Source organism: Micromonospora sp. NPDC007208, assembly GCF_042869175.1.
In the GTDB taxonomy this organism is placed as follows: Bacteria; Actinomycetota; Actinomycetes; order Mycobacteriales; family Micromonosporaceae; genus Micromonospora; species Micromonospora foliorum.
This window is the reverse complement of record NZ_JBIAFG010000005.1, coordinates 167,328-182,488: the sequence shown is the minus strand read 5'-3', so window position 1 is coordinate 182,488 and position 15,161 is coordinate 167,328. Positions and strand designations below refer to the sequence as shown.

The following is a 15,161-nucleotide window of genomic DNA, read 5'->3' as shown; positions in this document are numbered from 1 at the left end:
AGATGTTTCGGGCGGGCGGCGATCCGGATAGACAGCAGCGGCTGCCGGAGGCCGTGATCGATGACCGCATCGGACGCTGCGGCTCCTGCTAGGGCGACGAGTTCGGAGCCTGGCGCCGGGGGCCTACGTAGATATCCTCTTCAGGTGCTGGCCCGTGTGGAGATCGTTGACATGGGTCCGGCACTGCGAAGGGACTATCGACATGCCCCGTGTGGTACCGGCGGTCATCCGCGCGCTCGACGTCCTCGAACTGTTCCTGGACTGCCCCCAGCTGTCGGCCCGCCAGGTGATGGAGCGGCTCGACCTGCCCCGCACCACGGTCCACGAGTTGCTCGTGACGCTTGAGGCTCGCGCGTACCTGATCTCCATACCGGGTCAGCCGGTGCAGTACCGGCTCGGCATGCCGCTGTTCCAGCTGGGTGCGGCGTTCGCGGGCCGGCTTGATCTGGTACGCGAGGCGCAGGGCGTCGCGCGGGACGTGGCCGCCGCGTGCGACGAGGCGGTCCATGTGGCGGTGCTCGACGGTGCCGATGTCATCTATCTCGTCAAGTTCGACAGCACCCACCCCGTTCGGATGGTTTCCGGGGTCGGGCTGCGGCTGCCCGCGCACTGCACGGCCGTCGGCAAGGTACTGCTGTCGGCTCTTGATCAGGCGGACCTGGACGCCGTCCTGCTGAAGGACCCCCTGCCGGGCATGACGCCGGACAGCATCACCGACCCGGATCTTCTTCGTGAGCATCTGAACCGTGTCCGGGCGGAGGGTGTCGCGGTCGACATCGGCGAGTCGGACACCGCGATGCGCTGTGTCGCTGCGGGGATCCGGGACCATACCGGCGCCATCATCGCTGGGATGAGTCTGTCCGCGCCGATCATTCGTTGGACGCCTCAGGTACAGGTGGAGTGGACCGGGCTGGTTCGCGAGGGCGCGGCTGTGTTGTCGGCTCGCATGGGCTACCGGGCGCAACCTCGGTAGGCAACCTCCCGCTTTCGGTTCGAAACAACATCGAAACATTGACATCCTTCGTCGGACTGCCCTAGCGTCGCGACCACTCGATACGGTATATCGAACCTAGTTCGAAATCTCGAACGGCGGTGGTCCTGTGGCCCGACCGAACTGGAACGTCAGCGCTACTGCCTCGGCCCGGTCACCGATCGCCTCAGCCTCGTCGCGCTCCCCAGAGAGCGCCACCCGACATGTCTCGGGTGGCTCCGACGAAGCGCGCGTGAGCGGACGTCCCACGGTGACGGGCAGGCCCGCTCACCACCGTTGGAACCCAGTAACGAACTGATCTCGACGGGCGCCCCTCGGTGGACGCCGGCAGAAACCAACTGCAACACAACCATCGCGGTGTTCGCCAGCTAGGCCTTCGGCGTGCAGCCGTGCGCGGAAGAAGAAGGAGGCGGGTGTCCATGGAGGACAAGTCGGTGTGGTCCCGGCGCGGCTTTCTGGGGATGGGGGTGGGGGTGCTCGGCGCGGCCGGCCTGGCCGCGTGTGGGGGCAACTCCGAATCGCCCAGCAAGGTGCAGCCGGAGGTTCCGCAGGAGCTGATCGACGCCGCGGCGGCGATGAAGGGCTCCTCGATGGGCATGCTGTCGCAGAAGCTGTACTCGACGGCGGCGAACGAAGCCCTGGACAGCTCGATCAGGAAGTTCGCCGACACCACCGGGACGAAGATCGAGAACAGTCTGGTCCAGGCCGACGCCGGTGACGTGGTGGCCAAGATCGACGCCGAGGTCAAGGGCGGGGTGGCCCGTGACCTGGCGTTCATGACCGACTCGCGGTTCGTCGCGCAGTTCCAGGCGCTGGGCGACCTGGAGGACGTGACGGACGTCGTCCAGGCGCTGACCGCCAAGTACGGCGAGCCCTGCGCCGAGGCGAAAAACTTCTGCGTCTTCGACGGCAGATGGTTCGCCATCCCGTACCACTTCATCGGGATCGGGTCGTTCCTGCGTAAGGACTGGATGCAGGACAAGGGCATCTCCCCCAAGGACATCTACAGCTGGGAGGAGCTGCGGGACCTGTGCCTGGAGATCTCCGATCCGACCAAGCGCCGGTTCGGCTGGGGCATGACGGTGAACCGGTCCGGTGACGGCAACGGCATGATCGAGGCGCTTATCAACGCCTACGGCGGGTCGATCGCCTCCAACGACGGCCGGAAGGTCACCTTCAACTCCCCGGAGACGGTGCAGGCGGTGACCTTCCTCGGCGACATCTACACCAACCCCAAGTACAAGCCGATGTTGCCGCCGGGGATCGCCAGCTGGACCGACACCAGCAACAACGAGAACTGGCTCGCCGGGATCCTCGGCTACACCCGCAACCAGTTCAGCGTGTACGCGGACTCCAGGACCAAGAAGAACCCGGTACACGCGAACACCCACGTCTTCTCCGACTGCATCGGCCCGGCGACCGACAATCCGCTGCTGCTCGGCCAGTCGCAGGGCTTCGTCGTCTTCAAGGGCGCCAAGAACCCGGCGCTCGCCAAGCTCCTGGCGCAGTACCTGGTCAGCGCGCCCGCACTGCTCGGGGTGGCGAAGGAGGCGCCCGGCCTGGTGATGCCCGCCTGGGAGAAGGTCTGGGACGCCGACCCCTTCTTCACCAGCGGCGACCCGGCGTTCCCCATGCTGCGCAAGATCACTGAACTGAAGCTGCCGCTGGCCACGAAGAACGGCCTGGCCTTCCCGCAGAAGGCAAGCGCGGGCCAGCAGGCGGTGGGGTCGGCCTACGTCCTCACCGACATGATGCAGCAGGTCGTCCAGGGCACGGCGCCGGCGCAGGCCGTGACGGCCGCCCACGCGAAGATGGTGCAGATCTTCAACCAGCAGGGGCTGCGGCAGTGAGGTCGGTCCGTCAGGCGCGGGTCCCGGCGGCGAGGAAGTCCCCGCCGCCGGGACCCGGCTCCCTCACGGCGGTCCAGCGGCGGCTGGGGCGCGACTGGCGGCTGGCGGCACTGTTCCTGGCGCCGATGGCCGTGCTGGTCGGCGGGCTCGTCCTCGTGCCGATCGCCCGGTCGATCATCACCAGCACCACCGAACGGCACGGGCAGGACACCGTCTTCGTCGGCCTGGACAACTACCTCGCGCTTGTCGGCGACGACCAGTTCCACACCGGCGTGGTGAACTCGTTCGTCTTCACCGCGTACGCCGAGGTTTTCAAGGTCGTGCTGGGGCTGGCGGCGGCCCTGCTGCTGCACCATCGGCGGCGTGGGCGGGCCGTGCTGGCCGGGCTGCTCCTCGTGCCGTGGGTGGTGCCGACGGTGGTGACGGCGTTCAGCTGGCGCGCGCTGCTCGACCCGATCTTCGGCAGCGTCAACACGCTGCTCACCGCCACCGGAATCGGGCCGCTGCTGGCCAGCGCGCACCTGGTCGACAGCTGGCCGGCCGGTTGGTTGTCCGACGCGTCGCTGGCCATGCCGTCGGTGATCCTGGTCAACGTCTGGAAGGGGGTGCCGTTCTTCACCGTGTGTTTCCTCGCGGGTTTGAAGGCCATCCCCGCGGACCTCTACGAGGCGGCGACCATCGACGGCGCCTCGGCGTGGCAGCGGTTCAGAAACGTGACGCTGCCCGGCCTGCGCCACGTGATCACCGTGACGGTGACCCTGTCGTCGATCTGGACGTTCAACAACTTCGACCTCGTCTGGTTGCTGACGCAGGGCGGCCCGGGCGACGTGACCGCGCCGTACGTGCTCATCGCCTACTCGAAGGCGATCCTGCAACTCCAGTACGGCGCGGGCGCGGCGGTCACGCTCGTCATGCTGCCGATCATCGGCGGGCTGGTGTTCGTCCTGGTCCGGTTGTTGCGCCAGGACACCACGATCAAACTGCCGCGGCGACGCCGGACAGCACGGTGGATCGGGACCCGACGGTGGGCCGGGACGGCGCGGAAGGCGCTGCCGTGGGTCGTCGCCGCGCTGGTCACCGGCCTGCTGGCCTGGGCATCACCGCAGATCTTCTGGAAGGCGGCGGTGGTCCTCGGTGTGATCCTGCTGGTCGCGGCGGCGGTCGGCCGGGTGGTGTCGACCCTTCAGTCCCGGGGTGGTCGCCGGTCGTCGTCAGTGGTGTCGGGCCTGGGGTCCTGGGCCGCGCTGGCCGGGTTGCTCTTCTTCGTGCTGGGTCCGCTGTACTGGATCGCCGTCACGGCCTTCAAGTCCGAGGGCCAGGTCGTCATGCGCACCGACGACCTGTGGCCGACGCCGTGGACCCTGGAGCAGTTCGGCGCCCTGTTCGACAACCAGCCGTTCGGCCGCTGGTACCTCAACACCCTGCTGGTGTCCGCGGCGTCCACGGCGGTGGCCCTGGTCTGCGCCGCCCTGGCGGGCTATGCGCTGGCCCGGCTCCGGTTCCGCGGGGCGCAGGGCTTCACCGTCACGGTGCTGCTCACCTACGTGATGCCGGGCGCGCTGTTGTTCATCCCGCTGTACCAGATGCTCATCGGCGCCCGGCTCACCGACTCGTTGTGGTCCCTGGTGGTGACGTACCCGACCTTCACGCTGCCGTTCGCGACCTGGCTGCTGGTCGGGTACTTCTCGTCGATCCCCATCGAGCTGGAGGAGGCCGCGCTTGTCGACGGTTGCAGCCGCATCCAGGCGTTCGGCCGGGTGGTGCTGCCCCTCGCCAAGCCCGGGTTGCTGGCGGTCGCGCTCTTCACCCTGACCAACGCCTGGAACGAGTTCCTCTTCGCCTTCGTGTTCATCACCAAGGACGAGTACAAGACGCTCCCGGTGGGGATGCAGTCGATGATCGCCGGGGACGTCGTACCGCAGGGACAACTCGCCGCCGCGTCGCTGCTCGTCAGCATCCCCGTGGTGATCATGTACGCCCTCGGGCAGCGCTTCCTCACCGAAGGGCTGACCGCGGGCGCGGTGAAGGGCTGAGCGGGGGCAGCCGGCCGGCCAGCGCTACCAGGCCATGTTGATGGCGCGCTCGAAGTTGACGTAGCCGGCGCGGGCGAAGGCTTTCGCCATCGGGGCATTGCCCAGGTCGGTGGCGGCGCGGATGCGTGGCACGTTCTCCTCGGCCAGGATCCGGGTGCCTTCGGCGAGGAGCCCGTCGACGTACCCGTGGCCCCGGTGCTCCGGGACGACGCCGAGGTAGGCGATCACCGGGTGGTAGGCGTTGCGGGCCGGGACGACGAACCCGACGGGCTCGCCGTCCTCGCCCAGGGTGCCGATGCGCCACCACTCACGAGGGCTGGAGTACGTGGCGAACTCCTGCTCGTAGTGCTTGACCGCGGCCTCGTGCGGGGACATCTCCGCCAGGTCGCTACGACTGTGCGCGTCCAGGGTCCCGTCCAGGGTGCGGGTCATCAGCGCGATCAGTTCGTCGGTGTCGCCGACCGGGCGGAAGGCCAGGCGGCGGTCCGGCGTCGGTACGCCTGCCGCCGGGCTCCATTCCAGGCGCAGCCGTTCGACAGTCAGGTGTGCGCCGGCGTTCTCCAGCACGCCCATCCTCAGTCGCACCGCCCGGTACGCGTCCGGGTCCTCGCGCCAGTCCGCCGGGATGAAGCGCCCGTACTCGGGAGGGGTGGTCCCGGTCGGCAGAACCTGCCTGGCGGCCGTCTCGTACAGCGCCTGTGCCACCTCGGTCAGATCCTCGGCGGTGTCGTCGACGTCGAGGATGTCCAGCAGCAACGGGGTGCTGTCGCCGCTTCGGCCCCACCAGGCGACCCTGGCCAGCAGACGGTCGCCGTGCAGAGCCACCCACATCCACTCCGGCCGGCGGCGCTTGTCGGCGAGGTCGTCGGCGAGTTCGTGGTTGATGGTGTACGGGAGGCGGTTGAACAGATCGACCTCGTCCGGCCCGGTGATGGGACGGATCGTGACGCCGGGGAATGTGCTCATGCGGACTCGTCTCCGGCCTCGGTGCGGGTGTAGGTCAGGAAGAGGGCGCCGCTATCTAGAACGGTGTGGTCGGTCAGACGCCAGGTGCGCGGGGCGAAGACGGCGTCGCGGCCGAAGAGCGGGATGCCTGCGCCAATGGTCAGCGGGGCGAGTTTGACGATCAGTTGATCGATCTCGGGGTAGAGAGCACCGGCCAGGGCGCCGCCGCCGATCACCCAGACGTCCTTGCCGTCGTGCCGCTTGAGCTCTCGTACCGTGGCAATGGGGTCCTGGTCGATGACCTCGACGGCCGGGTCCGGGCTGCTGCCCAGGGTGCGGGAGAACACCAGATGGCGCAGGTGGGGGTACGCGTCGGTCACGCCGGCCTTCAGCCCCACCTCGTAGGAGTGACGCCCTTCCAGCACGGTGTCGAACCGGCTGCCCTGATCGGTGATGCCGAACGCCTGCCGGGCCGGGCCGGGGAGGGTCTCCGGGTACTCCGCGACGAGATGCCGCAGGTAGTCGTCTGGAACGGGCCAGAACCCGCCGGGGCCGGTGGGGTCGGCGCCGTCGGGGCCGGCGATGAAGCCGTCCAGGGTGGTGGCGATGTAATACACGAGCTTGCGCACGACGATCTCCTCGTTCAGGCTGCCGGATGCTGTTCTGCGGCTGCGTCCATCAGCCTGCCCGGCGGGGCACCGGGCTACAAGATCACAACTGGTAACGTGCCATAACCCTTCGCTAATGCGTGGATCGGGAACAGTACATGGAACTCCGCGACATCGAGATCTTCCTGACCCTGGCGGAGGAACTGCACTTCACCCGCACCGCCGAGCGGCTGCACGTAACCCAGGCCCGGGTCAGCCAGGCGATCAAGAAGCAGGAACGTCGGATCGGCGCCGCCCTGTTCGAGCGGAACAACCGGCAGGTGGCACTCACACCGATCGGCCAACGGCTCTTCGACGACATCCAACCCATGTACCGAGGTCTGCACGAGGGCATGGACCGGGCCAGGCTCGCCGCCCACGGCAAGACCGGGGTGCTGCGGGTCGGGTCGATCGCCGTCAACCTCCACGACTTCCGCGAGTTGTTCGACGGGTTCGCGAAGGACCACCCTGAGTGCGAGGTGCAGCTCCGGCATGTCGACTTCGGCGATCCCTTCGGTCAGCTGCGCGCTGGCGACATCGACGTGCAGATCGTGTGGCTGCCCGTCAAGGAGCCGGACCTCACCGTCGGCCCGGTCATCTACACCGAATCCATCGTGCTGGCCGTCGGGGCAGGTCACCGGTTCGCCAGTCGTGAGTCGGTCTCCTACGAGGATCTGGCGGACGAGACGGTGATGGGCGGGGCCCGGCCTGACTACTGGCGGGAGGTCCTGGTGCCCCTGCGCACACCCAGTGGCCGTCTGATCCGCATCGGCCCGTCCGTCTCCAACTTTCAGGAGATGATCCCGATCCTCGCCACCGGCGAGGCCGTCTCGCCCGTCCACGCCCAGGCCGCCCGCTACTACGCCCGGCCGGACCTCGCCTATGTGCCCATCAGCGATGCCCCGCCGGCACAGTGGGGGCTGATCTGGCGCACCGGCAACGAGACGGAACTGATCCGATCGTTCGCCGCCATCGCGGCGACAACAGCGTCCCGCTGAAATGCGAGCAGGGACCTGACCGACAGGCACCCGGACAGCCGACGCTTGCAGTGGGCGGAAGGCCCGGCCGGCGGGTTCGGTGGGGGACGCGACGACTACCCGTAGATGGTTTCCCGCAACGTTTCGACCCACACCAGTGAATGCGGTCCCAGCTGCGGTAAAGGCTGCCGATGTAGGTGGTTTGTCGCGCCTCCATGCTCGTGGCAGATCCGCTCAGATAGAGGCGGTACAGCGCGTCGAGGTGCCCGGGCACAGCGGCGTAGGGGTCCGCGGCGAGCCTGTCGAACTCACGCAACGCGCGATCCTCGAAACTGATGAGACCAATCCGCTGCTTCTCCGGGAAGGGCGCGGGCCACTCCCGGTCAGACAGTTGGGACCCTTGTAGCCGCAGCTCCGTCAGGGCGTCCTGCGCATCGCCGAAATCGAGGACGTGCAGCAGAGGCTCACCTCGCGGAAGGTGCTGGTCCCGGAGCGCCTCATGCCGCTGCCAGTCCCGGGCCGGGTGGGTCGGTTCGTACGTCGGGGCGTTGTCCAGCCAACGGCGGACCAGGTCCCGGGCTTCGTTGCGCTCTCGTTCCTCTCTGTTCCGCTTCTCCGTGACGAGCAGATCAAGGCAGGACCTGCACCACGGTGTGCTGTGTCTGCGCTCGACGTCGCTCCGCTCGCCCTGCGGGATCTGCAGCCCGCAACCGCGGCAGCGCTCCGACCGCCCCTCGAACAGTCGCTTGAACATCCATCGATACTTCCACGCCGGCAGCCCTTCGTCGGTTAGCCGCCGGCCAACCGGTGGACCCGAAGGACCGACGTCGCCCGAGAGCTGACCCGACCGCTACGCCGTCACCAGCCGTTTCTCGAACCAGTGGTGGGCGTAGTGCTCGGTGTTGTACGCCTCGATCTCCTGGTAACCGGTCGCCCGGTACAGCGCGATCGCCTCGGTGAGGTTGCGGTTGGTGTCCAGCCGGACCGCTGTCGCACCTCGCTCGGCTGCGTACCGTTCCAGCTCGCCCAACAGCCGCCGCCCGACGCCGAGCCCGCGTACGGTGTCGGCCACCCACACGCGTTTGACCTCGGCAGGCGCGTCGGGGTGGAGTTTGACCGCGCCGCAGCCGATCGGTTCGCTGTTGAGGGTGGCGAGCAGGAGAACCCCGTTGGGCGGGACGAGCGCTTCATCGGGGAGCGGTTTGCTCAGTGCGGGGTCGAACCCGCCGTCGAGTCGTCGTGCGATGTCGCGGACGTAGGCCCGCAGGCACGCACGGGCTCGCGGATCGCTCGGCGGGCACGGCTCGATGACGACCATCGAGCCCATGATCAGCCGTTCGACCTCGGCCATGGCGGTGACGAGTCGTTCGCGACGCTCTTCGGTGAGCGGTTCGAGGATCGAGGCGGCGAGATCGTCCGACCGCTGATCGAGGTCGGCCCACTGGGTCCGGCCGGCGTCGGTGAGGGTGGCGACGCGGACGCGGCCGTCGCCACCGGTCTGGTCGGCCGACCCCACGGCGATGAGGCCGTCGTTCTCGAGGGTGCGCAGGAGGCGGCTGAGGTAGCCGGAGTCCAGGCCGAGCCGGGCTCGCAAGGCGGCGACCTCGGCACCGGCGGGGCCGATCTCCCAGAGCAGTCGAGCCTGCCCCAGGGGGCGCCCCTGGGCCATGTACTCGTCGTCGAGCGCGCCCACCCGTTGGGTGACCGTCCGATTGAACCGCCGCACGGCGGCGATGAGAGCCGAGTCCATATACCTGACTTTAGTCAGGCTTCTTGCCTACGCGCCAGGTCGGTGGCGGTAGGACAGGATTCCGGCGTGGTCCAGGACGACCACCACGAGCACCACGCCGGTGGCGACCGCGCTGACCGCCAACAGCGGCAGCCGTGGGACCGCCGCCGCACCGATCAGCACGAACAGGGCGGCGACCCGGGGCCAGGAGAGTCGACGGTGGATCGCCGCCGAGAAGAGGATCCGCCCAGCGAGGAACAGCGTCGGACCGCTCAGGATGACCAGGACCGCCGTCGTGTCGCCGGTCCGCAGGGGATGGGCGATGCTCAGTTCGGCGCCGACGGCGGTGACCACCAGCCCGGCGACCATCACCAGGTGCAGGTATCCGGTGATGACGCCGAGTCGGGACGGGTCGGCGCGCTCGATGGCCGGGCCGAGGCGCTGACCGGCGGGCGTGACGTAGAGCAGACCGATCAGCACCCCGGTGGCGAAGACCAGCAGGAACGCGGCGGTCTGCGCAAGGGCGAGGTCGGTGGCGGCGTACGAGAGGCCGGCGACCAGGACGAGCTCGCCGAGCGCAATGATCATGATTTGTTGGTACCGCTCGGCGAAGTGCTCGGCGGCCAGGTGCAACTCCTGCGGCCGGGTCCGGCCCATCCGTGGAGTGGGCCAGCCGAGTCGGGGGCCGGTGAGGTCGACGGCGAGGGCGAGCAGCCAGAGCGGCACCCGCCACTCCGGCAGAAACCCACCGGCCAACCACGGTACGGCGGAGACGCTGAACCAGCAGAGGATGCGCAGCGCGCGGCTCTGCCGCGGGTGACCGCGCAGCGCGAGGACGGTGAACACGCTCCGGCCGACATGCACGAAGACGTACGCGCCGGCGAAGAGCAGGCCCCGCCCATCCAACGCCTGCGGGATCGCCACCCCGGCCAGCAGGCTGCCCAGCGCGGCACCGACCAGCAACCACCGCACCGCCGGGCTCTCCGGGTCGTACCAGTCGGCGAACCAGGTGGTGGTCACCCAGATCCACCAGACCCCGGTCAACAGCAGGGCGGTACGGAGCGCGCCGGCGACGCTGAGGTCGTGCAGCAGGTGGGTGGCCAGCTGACTGAGGGCGAGAACGAAGGCCAGATCGAAGAAGAGCTCCAGGAACGAGGCGCTCAGCGGCGAGTCACCGCCCCGCAGCAGCCGCTCGGGTCTGCTCGCCATCGGCGCTCCTCCCGCTGGCGCACGCCCTGCGTCCGTCGTACCACCCGAGGCCGGCCACCGGAGGCGAAAGCGGGGTCAGCGGCGGACGCCCACCCCCGCGTACCCGTGTGCGTCCACGGTCTCCGGCTCACCGTCCGGTCGCCACCGGGTGGTGGCGACCAGGCCGGGTTCCACCAGGTCGTACCCGGCGAAGAAGCGTGCCGTCTCGGCGCGCGTGCGGGGCACCAGTGGCGCGCTGCTGTTGCGGTAGACGGCCTGGCCGCGCTCGGCCAACTCCGGCGGGATGCCGTCCAACGTCAGGTGGGACAGCACCAGGTGACTGCCGGGCACGGTGGCGTCCCGCAGCCGGGCGACCGCCGCCCACGGGTCGTCGTGGTCCGGCACGAAGTGCAGCACCGCGAGGAGCAGCACCGCCACCGGCTGGTCCAGGTCGAGGGTGGCCCGCACGTCCGGGTCGGCCAGCAACTCGTCCGGCCGTCGTAGGTCGCCCCGCACGACCGCGGTGCCGGGTACGCCCGTCAGCAACTGCCGGGCGTACCCGACGGCCACCTCGTCGTAGTCGACGTAGACCACCCGCGCGTCGGGTGCCACGGCCCGCACCACCTCGTGCACGGCGTCCTGGGTGGGCAACCCGGCGCCGATGTCCAGGAACTGGCGTACGCCCTGCTCGGCGGCGTACCGGACGGCTCGGCGCAGGAAGCGCCGGTTGGTCTGGGCGGCGACCCCGGTCTCCGGGAAGATCTCCAGCACCCGGTCGGCGGCGGCCCGGTCGGCCGGGAAGTTGTGGCTGCCCCCGAGGAAGTAGTCGTACATCCGGGCGACGTTGGGTCGGGTGGTGACGTCAGGTGCCGGCTGGTCGGTCATGCGGGATCCCTTCGGCGGCGGGAGCGGAAACCGATGTCTAACACCTGCGGCGACGACCCGCTGACCCCTCGTGTCGTTGATCCGGCTGCGCCCATGGTCACCGCTGACCACGGTGGGGGCACCGACTCAACGAGGAGGGACGCCGATGACGGCTCAGCGCGAGACCGTGCAGGTCGATCACGACCTGTTCCGCGCCGTGTACGACTCGCCCGCATCACTGCCCGGCCGACACCGCTGGACCACCCCCGAGTCGGACGTCCGGCGGCTGGAGAAACTGCTGGGCATGCCGGCACGCAGCATCGGCGCCCCGCTCTGGGTCAGCGGCGACGAACCCGACTGCCCGAAGTGCCGCCGGCGGGTCACCTGGTACGACATCGTCTCGTCGGCGCTCTCCGGCCTGCACGACAAGGCGATGATCGCCACGGTCATCCTGGGCGAGCGCAAGTACGTCAACACCGAGATCCCGAATGCCATCGCCGGGGTGCGCTGCTCCGACTGTCACACCGCGATCGACGGTCTGCGCAGCTTCAAGTGCCACAACTGGGCATACGCCTTCGAGGAGCTGGAGGCCGTCCGCGAGCGGATGGCCGGCGGCCTCGCGCCGACCTGAGCCCCGGCCGCAGCAGCCCACGCCGCAGCGATCCAGGGCCCGGAGCCGCGGTCGGCTTGAGCCCGAGCCGTGGTCGGGCCCTGGACCGACCGAGGCGGCTCAGTCGGCCGAGCGGCGGGTGGGGCGGCGGCCGGGCGGGGAGGGCGGCTCCGGGCCGGGGTCGGGCACCGGCGGCATCGGCCGGGTGACCGGCTCGGTGCCGGTGACCCGCAGCGACTCGCCGTGGTGCCACAGCTCGACCTCGGCATCTCCGGAGGCGTCGGGCAGCTCGTAGCGGGCCTCGGCCGGAGTCAACGTGACCCGCAGCCGGTGGCCGCGCCAGCGCAGGCTGAACGCCAGCCGGTCGATCCGTCGCGGCAGCCGGGGGTCGAAGGAGAGCACCCGCCGGTCGTCGCGCAACCCTCCGAAGCCCTGCACCAGCGCGAGCCACGCGCCGGCCAGCGAGGCCAGGTGCAGCCCGTCGGCGGTCTTGTCGCCCAGGTCGGCCAGGTCCTGTAGGACCGACTCGGCGAACAGGTCGTACGCCAGGTCCAGGTGCCCGACCTCGGCGGCCAGCACGGCCTGCGGGGCCGCCGACAGCGACGAGTCGCGGACGGTGCGGGCCTGGTAGTAGGCCAGGTTGCGGGCCTTCTCGTCGGCGGTGAACTCGCCGGGGCAGAGCTGCATGGCCAGCACCAGATCGGCCTGCTTGACCACCTGTTTGCGGTACAGCTCCAGGTACGGGAAGTGCAGCAGCAACGGGTAGTCGTTGTCGCCGGTGTTCGCGAAGTCCCACTCGGGTTGTTCGGTGAAGCCGGCGGCCTGCTGGTGCACCCCGCGCTCAGGGTCGTACGGGATGGCCATCGCGTCGGCGACGGCCCGCCAACCGGCCACCTCGTCGCGGTCCACGCCGAGCCGGTCGGCCAGCTCGGGATGCCCCTCGGCGGCGTCCGCCGCGCCGCGCAGGTTGCGCTTCGCCATCAGGTTGGTGAAGACGTTGTCGTCGACAAGCGCGGCGTACTCGTCCGGGCCGGTCACGCCGTGCAGGTGGAAGTCGCCCTCGCCCGACCAGTGGCCGAAGCCGTGCCAGAGCCGGGCCGTCTCCACAAGCAGTTCCAGCCCCGCCTCGGCCAGGAACCGCTTGTCGTCGGTGGCCGCCAGGTAACGCAACACCGCGTCGGCGATGTCGGCGTTGACGTGCAGTGCGGCGGTGCCCGCCGGCCAGTAGCCGGAGCTTTCCCGGCCGCCGATGGTGCGCCACGGGAAGGTCGCGCCGGTCAACCGCAGCTCGGCGGCCCGCTCCCGCGCCTCGGGTAGGTGGGCGTGCCGCCACCTCAGCGCCGAGCGGGCCACCGCCGGGGCCAGGTAGGTGAGCACCGGCAGGACGTAACTCTCGGTGTCCCAGAGCACGTGCCCGTCGTAGCCGTTGCCGGTCAACCCCTTCGCCGAGATGGTCCGGTCGGAGTCCGGACGACCGGCCTGGATCAGGTGGAACATCGCGAACCGAACGGCCTGCTGAAGCTCCGGATCGCCGTCGAGCTGCACGTCGGCGACCTGCCAGGCCGCGCCCAGGGCGGCCCGCTGGTCGGTGAGCAGTGCGTCGAAGCCGTCCGCGCGGGCCGCGTCCGCCTCGGCGGCGACCAGGGCGGCCAGCTCGTCGGCGGGCGTCGCGTCGACCGCCGCCCACTCGTAGGCCGCGAACTTCGTCAGCCGCAACCGCTCCCCCCGGTGCAGGCGACCCGTCACGGTCAGCCGGACCCGGTCCGGGGTGCAGTCACCTGTGGTGGTCACCGTGCCCGGCCCCTCCAGCAGGTGACTGACCGCGACCGCGACACGCTGGCCGCTGCGCTCGGTGCGGTGCACCAGCACGCCGTCGAGGCCTGTCGCACGGTACGTCTCGGCGGTCAGCGGGTCGGTGGGCACCGAGGCGGCCCGAGGGTCGTCCGAACGCTCCGGCACCTTCTCGTTGGCCAGCAGATCCGAGCAGACCCGCAGCTCGACGGCGGTGTCCAACGGCTCGACCTCGTACCGGACGGCGGCCACCGGGCGACGCGGCAGGGACACCAACCGGGTGCTGCGGATGCGTACGCCCCGCCCGGCCGGTGAGATCCACTCGGTCTCCCGGCGCAGCACGCCGGTACGCAGGTCGAGCACCCGTTCGTGGCTGCGCAGCGTCCCGGTCCGGAGGTCCAGCGGCTCGTCGTCGACCCAGAGTCGGATCAGTGCGGCGTTCGGTGCGCTGATGACGGTGTCGCTGGCCGACGGGAACCCGTACCCCTCCTCGGGATAACTCAGCTCGCGCCGCTCGTGGAAGCCACTGACGTAACTGCCCGGCATTCCGCACGGGGCGCCCTCGTCGAGCACCCCGCGCCAGCCGATCCACCCGTTGCCCAACGCGAAGATCGACTCGGTCTCGCCGAGCCGGTCCAGGTCGGCCTCCGTACGCCGGATCCGCCAGGTCTCGTCGTCCGCCGTCGCGGCGGTGGGCTGCGGTTGATCGGTGGTCGAACCGGTCTGCACGAAGCCTCCCGTGGATGCGGACGTCGTCCTGGACCAGCCAACCAGAGCCGGCTGTGCGAATCCTGGACGAAGGTGGTGTGGAGCGTCCGACGTTCGACAGGAGCGGTGCCCGCTGGCGCGTTCATAGGGTGTGCCCAAGGTGAACAGGGTATGAACGTGGAGTGAGGTGATGCATGCTCGACAACGGCAGCATGGACGTTCCGGAGATCAGCGCCGAGTGGTACAGCGACGTCGTCGACGCCGCGGCCGGCAGCCCAGAGCCGGTGCAGTGGTTCGTCGGACACGCCACCGAGGGGGTGATCCTGCTGCTCGGCGCGTTGCTGCTGATGGCCGCGCTGAGCCGCCGGTCCGGCGGCCCGCACGACCGGGCACTCGCCCTGATCGCGCCGGTGCCGGCCATCCTGGCGTACGTGGGCAGTGAGTTCCTCAAGACCGTGGTGGACGAGGACCGTCCCTGCCGGAGCATCGGCCGAGAGATCATCGCGGGCGCCTGCCCACCCCCGGGCGACTGGTCGTTCCCCAGCAACCACGCCACGATCGCCGGCGCGCTGGCGGTCACCACACTGCTGCTGTCCCGCCGACTCGGCCTGGTCGCGCTGCCCCTGGCCGCGCTCGGCGCCTTCTCCCGGGTCTTCGTGGGCGTGCACTACCCGCATGACGTGATCGCGGGCGTGTTGTTCGGTGCCCTGGTCGCCGTGGTGGTCACCCCGTTGCTGGCCCGCCCGACCGGCGAGGTGCTCCGCCGCCGGGCCAACCGCTCCGACAGCCCGGTCCCCAAACTGGCCAGCCGCTCCCGCCCCTGACCAC

The 15,161-nt window shown here is 69.9% G+C and carries 12 protein-coding genes; 6 read left to right on the top strand and 6 right to left on the bottom strand.

Features of this window, described 5'->3' with window-relative positions; all coding sequences use genetic code 11:
* The first annotated feature begins 166 nt into the window (after positions 1-166).
* The 3 genes from ACFYL6_RS12655 (at position 167) to ACFYL6_RS12645 (ending at position 4,874) form a co-directional block, all read left to right on the top strand.
* The gene (locus ACFYL6_RS12655; protein WP_387170664.1) at positions 167-973 is read left to right on the top strand and encodes an IclR family transcriptional regulator; all 807 of its coding nucleotides are present in this window, start codon (positions 167-169) and stop codon (positions 971-973) included.
* Between the two features lie 437 nt (positions 974-1,410).
* Positions 1,411-2,841: an extracellular solute-binding protein gene (locus tag ACFYL6_RS12650; protein WP_387171163.1), complete on the top strand. Its 1,431-nt coding sequence runs from the start codon at positions 1,411-1,413 to the stop codon at positions 2,839-2,841.
* Positions 2,838-4,874: an ABC transporter permease subunit gene (locus ACFYL6_RS12645; RefSeq protein WP_387170662.1), complete on the top strand. Its 2,037-nt coding sequence runs from the start codon at positions 2,838-2,840 to the stop codon at positions 4,872-4,874. Before ACFYL6_RS12650 ends, ACFYL6_RS12645 begins: the two co-directional genes overlap by 4 nt.
* 24 nt (positions 4,875-4,898) lie before the next feature.
* Here ACFYL6_RS12645 and ACFYL6_RS12640 read toward each other — a convergent pair whose 3' ends face one another.
* Entirely contained in the window at positions 4,899-5,840 is a 942-nt protein-coding gene (locus ACFYL6_RS12640; protein ID WP_387170660.1) for a GNAT family N-acetyltransferase, read from the bottom strand.
* Complete coding sequence (locus ACFYL6_RS12635; protein WP_387170658.1) at positions 5,837-6,448, bottom strand: dihydrofolate reductase family protein; 612 nt, start codon at positions 6,446-6,448, stop codon at positions 5,837-5,839. Before ACFYL6_RS12635 ends, ACFYL6_RS12640 begins: the two co-directional genes overlap by 4 nt.
* Positions 6,449-6,585: 137 nt before the next feature.
* On the opposite strand from ACFYL6_RS12635, the gene ACFYL6_RS12630 reads away from it, so the two are divergent.
* Positions 6,586-7,464, top strand: coding sequence for a LysR family transcriptional regulator (locus ACFYL6_RS12630; protein WP_387170656.1), 879 nt, complete (start codon positions 6,586-6,588; stop codon positions 7,462-7,464).
* Between the two features lie 829 nt (positions 7,465-8,293).
* Here ACFYL6_RS12630 and ACFYL6_RS12625 read toward each other — a convergent pair.
* From ACFYL6_RS12625 to ACFYL6_RS12615, 3 genes are all read right to left on the bottom strand, one after another.
* Positions 8,294-9,193: a GNAT family N-acetyltransferase gene (locus ACFYL6_RS12625; RefSeq protein WP_387170654.1), complete on the bottom strand. Its 900-nt coding sequence runs from the start codon at positions 9,191-9,193 to the stop codon at positions 8,294-8,296.
* Positions 9,194-9,220: 27 nt separating this feature from the next.
* Positions 9,221-10,381: a low temperature requirement protein A gene (locus tag ACFYL6_RS12620; protein WP_387170652.1), complete on the bottom strand. Its 1,161-nt coding sequence runs from the start codon at positions 10,379-10,381 to the stop codon at positions 9,221-9,223.
* A gap of 75 nt (positions 10,382-10,456) precedes the next feature.
* Positions 10,457-11,245, bottom strand: coding sequence for an SAM-dependent methyltransferase (locus tag ACFYL6_RS12615; RefSeq protein ID WP_387170650.1), 789 nt, complete (start codon positions 11,243-11,245; stop codon positions 10,457-10,459).
* A gap of 145 nt (positions 11,246-11,390) precedes the next feature.
* Here ACFYL6_RS12615 and ACFYL6_RS12610 point away from each other — a divergent pair, with 145 nt between their 5' ends.
* Positions 11,391-11,855 (top strand): hypothetical protein, encoded by a 465-nt coding sequence (locus ACFYL6_RS12610; RefSeq protein WP_387170648.1) that lies wholly within the window; start codon positions 11,391-11,393, stop codon positions 11,853-11,855.
* A gap of 99 nt (positions 11,856-11,954) precedes the next feature.
* Here ACFYL6_RS12610 and ACFYL6_RS12605 read toward each other — a convergent pair whose 3' ends face one another.
* Positions 11,955-14,354, bottom strand: a complete 2,400-nt coding sequence (locus tag ACFYL6_RS12605) for a glycoside hydrolase family 65 protein (RefSeq protein WP_387170646.1) — start codon at positions 14,352-14,354, stop codon at positions 11,955-11,957.
* Positions 14,355-14,527: 173 nt separating this feature from the next.
* Between ACFYL6_RS12605 and ACFYL6_RS12600 the strand changes: the two genes are divergently transcribed.
* On the top strand, positions 14,528-15,157 hold the full coding sequence (locus tag ACFYL6_RS12600; protein WP_387170644.1) for a phosphatase PAP2 family protein: 630 nt from the start codon (positions 14,528-14,530) through the stop codon (positions 15,155-15,157).
* Positions 15,158-15,161: the final 4 nt, after the last annotated feature.

Excerpts from the sequence above, each read along its gene's own strand:
- ACFYL6_RS12615 (WP_387170650.1), bottom strand. The coding sequence starts at position 11,245 with ATGACCGACCAGCCGGCACCTGACGTCACCACCCGACCCAACGTCGCC.
- ACFYL6_RS12610 (WP_387170648.1), top strand. The coding sequence starts at position 11,391 with ATGACGGCTCAGCGCGAGACCGTGCAGGTCGATCACGACCTGTTCCGC.
- ACFYL6_RS12625 (WP_387170654.1), bottom strand. The coding sequence starts at position 9,193 with ATGGACTCGGCTCTCATCGCCGCCGTGCGGCGGTTCAATCGGACGGTC.
- ACFYL6_RS12640 (WP_387170660.1), bottom strand. The coding sequence starts at position 5,840 with ATGAGCACATTCCCCGGCGTCACGATCCGTCCCATCACCGGGCCGGAC.
- ACFYL6_RS12620 (WP_387170652.1), bottom strand. The coding sequence starts at position 10,381 with ATGGCGAGCAGACCCGAGCGGCTGCTGCGGGGCGGTGACTCGCCGCTG.
- ACFYL6_RS12630 (WP_387170656.1), top strand. The coding sequence starts at position 6,586 with ATGGAACTCCGCGACATCGAGATCTTCCTGACCCTGGCGGAGGAACTG.
- ACFYL6_RS12650 (WP_387171163.1), top strand. The coding sequence starts at position 1,411 with ATGGAGGACAAGTCGGTGTGGTCCCGGCGCGGCTTTCTGGGGATGGGG.
- ACFYL6_RS12600 (WP_387170644.1), top strand. The coding sequence starts at position 14,528 with ATGCTCGACAACGGCAGCATGGACGTTCCGGAGATCAGCGCCGAGTGG.